At 52.9% G+C, this 4,599-nt stretch carries 6 protein-coding genes; all 6 read left to right on the forward strand.

The window, feature by feature from the left end; genetic code table 11:
* Window positions 1–483 (forward strand): 3-hydroxyacyl-CoA dehydrogenase family protein (locus tag VFK44_14375; GenBank protein HET7629555.1); only part of this gene is annotated, 483 nt, incomplete at its 5' end.
* A complete protein-coding gene (locus VFK44_14380) occupies window positions 480–1,682 on the forward strand; it encodes an acetyl-CoA C-acyltransferase (GenBank protein ID HET7629556.1) in 1,203 nt (400 codons plus the stop codon). The genes VFK44_14375 and VFK44_14380, both read left to right, overlap by 4 nt.
* 17 nt (window positions 1,683–1,699) lie before the next feature.
* Window positions 1,700–2,479 (forward strand): enoyl-CoA hydratase-related protein, encoded by a 780-nt coding sequence (locus VFK44_14385; GenBank protein HET7629557.1) that lies wholly within the window; start codon window positions 1,700–1,702, stop codon window positions 2,477–2,479.
* Between the two features lie 17 nt (window positions 2,480–2,496).
* Entirely contained in the window at window positions 2,497–3,387 is an 891-nt protein-coding gene (paaX, locus tag VFK44_14390) for a phenylacetic acid degradation operon negative regulatory protein PaaX (protein ID HET7629558.1), read from the forward strand.
* 107 nt (window positions 3,388–3,494) lie between these two features.
* Window positions 3,495–3,881, forward strand: coding sequence for a hotdog domain-containing protein (locus tag VFK44_14395; GenBank protein ID HET7629559.1), 387 nt, complete (start codon window positions 3,495–3,497; stop codon window positions 3,879–3,881).
* Window positions 3,882–3,918: 37 nt separating this feature from the next.
* Window positions 3,919–4,599: Glu/Leu/Phe/Val dehydrogenase dimerization domain-containing protein (locus VFK44_14400; GenBank protein HET7629560.1), on the forward strand; the 681-nt coding region annotated here is incomplete at its 3' end.

A 4,599-nucleotide genomic window follows, 5' to 3' on the forward strand; every position in this document is an offset into this window, starting at 1 on the left:
GGATCTTTTACCTCACGGCCGGAGAAGGTCATTGCGATGCACTTTTTTAACCCGGTTCATAAAATGCCGCTCGTCGAGATCATCCGTGGACTGGAAACGAGTAATGAAACGGCGGAAATGGCGGAGCAAACGGCAAAACAAATGGGCAAAGAAACCGTCGTCGCCAATGAATTCCCGGGCTTTATCACGAGCCGCATCAGCACGCTTGTCGGAAACGAAGCGTTCAAAATGCTTGAAGAAGGTTTGGCTCGCCCGGAAGAAATCGATAAAGCGATCAAGCTCGGGTTGAATTATCCGATGGGGCCGTTCGAGCTCGGCGATCTCGTCGGACTTGATACGCGCTTGAACAACTTAAATTATTTACATGAAACGCTCGGCGAGCGCTTCCGTCCTTCGCCGCTGCTTGTGAAATATGTGAAAGCCGGACGGTTGGGCCGGAAAACCGGCAAAGGCGTATACGATTACACGAAGGAGAATGAATGATGAACGAAGTAGTCATTGTCGATGCGCTTCGGACGCCGATCGGCCGCTATAAGGGCGCACTGAAATCCGTGCGCCCGGACGACCTCGCGGCGATCGCGATCCGGGCGCTGCTTGAGCGAAATCCGGGTGTGCCGAAGGAAGACATCGAAGATGTCGTCTTCGGCAATGCGAACGGAGCCGGCGAAGAAAACCGCAACGTCGCACGCATGGCGGCGCTGCTCGCCGGCTTGCCGGTTGAGGTCGGCGGCACGACGATCAACCGGCTGTGCGGCTCCGGCCTCGACAGCGTCAACTACGCCGCGCGTGCGATTGCGGCCGGCGAGGGCGATGTGTTCATCGCCGGAGGCGTGGAAAGCATGACTCGCGCGCCGTTCGTGATGGCGAAGCCGGAACGCGAGTTTCCGCGCGGCAATCCGGAGATGTACGACACGACGATCGGATGGCGGTTCGCCAATCCGAAAATGAAGGAAATGTACGGGACGGACAGCATGCCGGAAACGGCAGAGAACGTAGCGAAGCGGTACGGCGTGAGCCGCGAGGCGCAGGATGCGTTTGCGTACGAGAGCCAGATGAAGGCGAAGGCGGCGATGTCGTCCGGGCGATTGAAGGATGAAATCGTGCCGGTCGTCTACCGGGACCGGAAGCTTGGCGAGGTCACGGTAGAGGTCGACGAGCACCCGCGGCCGGATACGTCGCTCGAGAAGCTGGCGCAGCTGAAGCCGATCTTTGAGGGCGGAAGCGTGACCGCAGGGAACGCGTCGGGGATCAATGACGGGGCGTCAGCGCTGTTGTTGATGAGCGCCGAGAAGGCGAAGGCGCTCGGTGTGAAGCCGCTCGTGAAATATGTGACGTCGGCGGTGGCGGGGCTTGAGCCGGAAGTGATGGGCCTCGGTCCAATTCATGCGACGCGGAAAGTGTTGAAGCGTAGCGGGTTGAAGACCGAGGCGCTTGGATTGATTGAGCTGAACGAGGCGTTTGCTTCGCAATCGCTCGAATGCATTCGTCAGCTGGAGCTTGATCCGAGCCTCGTGAATGTGAACGGAGGAGCGATTGCGTACGGGCACCCGCTTGGTGCGAGCGGTGCGAGGATTTTGACGACGCTCATTCATGAAATGAAGAAGCGGGATGTGGAGCATGGACTGGCGACGATGTGTATCGGCGTCGGTCAAGGCATTGCAACAGTTGTAAGAAATGTATAATGAAAAGGAGAGTGCACATGACGAGCAAGATTGAATATGAAGTGCGCAATCATATCGGCTATGTCACTTTGAATCGTCCTGATGTGTTGAACGGGTTCGATTACGAAATGTTGACGGAACTCGGCGACACGGTTGCCCAAATTCACGTCGACAAAGACGTGCGGGTCGTTATTTTTACCGGTGCCGGTGAAAAAGCGTTCAGTGCCGGGGCTGATTTGAAGGAAAGAAAAACATTAAATGACCAACAAGTCCGGCGCAATGTGAAAAAAATTCGCGATGTGTTCTCAGCGGTATCGGATTTGCCGCAGCCGACGATCGCGGCGATTAACGGATACGCGCTCGGCGGCGGCTTCGAGCTTGCGCTTGCCTGCGACTTTCGCATTTGCGTGAATGACACGAAAGTCGGCTTGCCGGAAACGAGCATGGCGATTATTCCGGGTGCCGGCGGCACGCAGCGTCTGCCGCGCCTGATCGGCGAATCGAAAGCGATGGAACTCATCTTGACGGCGCGCAAAATCAGCGCTGAAGAGGCATATGAACTCGGGTTGTTGACGAAAGTCGTTGCGCGCGGACAATTGATGGAAGCGTGCGAGACGTTTGCGGCTGAAATGTTGAGGAACGGTCCGGTGGCTTTGCAGCAAGCGAAATACGCGATCAAAAAAGGCATGAACGCTGATTTGCAGACGGGCATGGACATGGAGTCGAAAGCGTATGAATTGACGATCCCGACGCATGACCGCGTGGAAGCGCTGAAAGCTTTTAATGAGAAGCGTAAACCGCAGTTCAAAGGGGAATAAAGAAGGAGAAGGCTGATATGGAGAGTAACTTAAACACGCGATCCATGATTTTTACATTATACGGGGATTACATCAGCCATTACGGAAACGAAATCTGGATCGGTAGTCTCATTCGCTTGCTTGAAGCTTTCGGACATAATGAACCGTCGGTGCGCGCCGCCATCTCGCGTATGAACAAACAAGGCTGGGTACAGTCGCACAAAGTTGGCAACAAGAGCTATTACCGGCTGAGTGAACGCGGCGTCCGCCGCATTAATGAAGCGGCCGAGCGAATATTCAAGCTGCAGTCGGACGAATGGGACGGCAAATGGCGGATGCTCATGTACACGATCCCTGAGAGCAAACGAAACATCCGCGACGAACTCCGCAAAGAAATTGTATGGAGCGGGTTCGGCATGCTCTCAAGCGGTTTGTGGATCTCCCCGAACCGCCTGGAAAAGCAAGTCCGTGATTTGATTGACAAATATGACATCGCACCGTACGTTCATTTTTTTATCAGCCGCTATGGAGGTCCTCACGAAGACAGCAAACTTGTCGGAGAATGTTGGGACCTTGACGATATCAATCATCGCTATGAACGATTCATTGATTTTTACAGTAAGAAATACGTCATGGACAAAACACGCATTGCCAACGGAGAAATGGATGAAGGGGAATGCTTTGTCGAGAGAACGAAGCTCGTTCATGAATACCGGAAATTTTTATTCGTCGACCCAGGCATCCCTGAGCAGTTGTTGCCTGAAAAATGGCTTGGCCAATACGCGGCGACGCTTTTCAGCGATTATTACAAGGCGTTGGCTGAACCTGCAAGTGAATTTTTTGAATCGGTTTTTCGACAAGCTAATGAAATCGACAATCGAAACAGCGAATATGACGCGCTCAGCCATCCTTACATGATCGAAAAATAAGATTTCCTTAATATGACAAGATTTTGACGGTCTTATGACATTGTGATATGTTCTTAGTAGCTGGTAATAAAAATGAATCACTGTAAACCAATTGAGGTGAGCCGCACATGAAACCGGGAATGGAAGTCGGACAGAAAGCGACGATTCGGGCAAAAGTAACCCCTGATATGTACGCACAGTTTGAAGGCAATGTCGTTCACCCTGCGTATTCGACCGTTTCGATGGTCTATCACATGGAGTGGGCTTCCCGGCAAATTATTTTACCTTATTTAGAAGATCATGAAGAAGGCATTGGCGGAGCTGTCACGGCTAAACATCTTGCCCCGACCGCGGGCGGAGATACTGTTGAAGTGACGGCTACGTTGACGAAGTTTAAGGGAAGCGCGGTCATCACCGAAGTCGAAGTCCGCAATTCGAAAGAATTGGTCGGCAAAGGCGAAGTCACGCAATTTATTTTGCCGAAGGAGCAAATCAACAAGCGGCTGAACGATTGAAAGCGTTTTCTTTTTTGAGTGAGAGGAGAACGGTAGAATGCTGACATTTGAGAGAATCAAAGAGCACGAACAAGTCGTTTTTTGCAGCGACCCGGATTCGGGGCTGCAGGCGATCATCGCAATTCATGACACGACGCTTGGACCGGCACTGGGAGGCTGTCGGATGCGTCCGTACAAAAACGTCGACGAAGCGCTTGAAGACGTGCTTCGGCTATCGAAAGGCATGACCTACAAATGCGCGGCAGCGGATGTCGATTTCGGCGGCGGCAAATCGGTGATTATCGGGGACCCGCTCCGCGACCGAAACCCCGAATTGTTCCGGGCATTCGGTCAGTTCGTCGATTCGTTAAACGGCCGTTTTTATACAGGTACAGACATGGGAACTTTGCCTGAAGACTTTGTTGAGGCGATGAAAGAAACGAATTGTATCGTCGGAGTTCCGGAAGAATACGGGGGACACGGCGATTCATCCGTGCCTACGGCGCAAGGCGTCGTGTATTCGTTGAAAGCGACCTCGCAAATGTTGCGCGGCACGGAAAATTTAGCGAATCAAACGTTTGCATTGCAAGGGTTGGGGAAGGTCGGTTCGAAAGTAGCCAAACAGCTGCTGGACGAAGGAGCGCATTTATATGTATCCGATATTAGCCGGGAAGCGATCGATCGCGTAAAAACTTACGCGGAAACAACGCAAGGAACCGTGGTCGTTCTGGAAGGGGAC

It is taken from the genome of Bacillales bacterium (genome assembly GCA_035700025.1).
GTDB lineage: Bacteria > Bacillota > Bacilli > Bacillales > DASSOY01 > DASSOY01.